Below are 537 nucleotides of genomic sequence, written 5' to 3'. Positions count from 1 at the left end.
ATCAACAAGTAATGTTGGTTGGACCGCAATTTGAAACTACTGGAGGCGCGATGCACGGAAACTTAAAACAGCACACCGCGACTCTAACGAATGAAGTTCAAGGTCGATATGAAACCGTTACACCTTAGTCTACTGGCACTAGTATTAGCAGCGCCTCAAGCGTTTGCACTTAAGTCGGATACTCAACAGCCGGTTTACATTAACTCTGACACCCAACAGGTGGACATGAAGAGTAACCAGGTCATTTTTAAAGGTGATGTCTCGCTTAAGCAAGGCAGCATCAATATCGATGCAGATAGAATTGTCGTCACTCGCGATCCAAAAACGGAAGCAATCAAACAAATTCAAGCATTTGGTAAGCCTGCGACATTTTCGCAGCTGATGGACGATGGTAAAACGTTAAGTGGTCAAGCAACCGAGCTCGATTACCGCATCTCGACTGACGAACTGACCATGAAAGGCCAAGCGCAGCTCGCTCAAGATGGTAACACCATCAAAGGCTCATCAATTCGTTACCAAATCGGTCAACAGAAGTTG

Annotated in this window: 2 protein-coding genes; both read left to right on the top strand. The window is 45.6% G+C overall.

Annotated elements, in window-relative coordinates; genetic code table 11:
* Window positions 1-128, top strand: a 128-nt coding sequence (gene lptC, locus R7044_RS27650) for an LPS export ABC transporter periplasmic protein LptC (RefSeq protein WP_225456290.1), incomplete at its 5' end; no start/stop codon positions are given.
* On the top strand, window positions 109-537 hold a 429-nt coding region (gene lptA, locus R7044_RS27645), incomplete at its 3' end, for a lipopolysaccharide transport periplasmic protein LptA (protein WP_225456289.1). The genes lptC and lptA, both read left to right, overlap by 20 nt.

It is taken from the genome of Vibrio sp. 1402, assembly GCF_033340275.1.
Note: the sequence above shows the minus strand (reverse complement) of the source record. Positions and strands in the feature narration are given on the sequence as shown.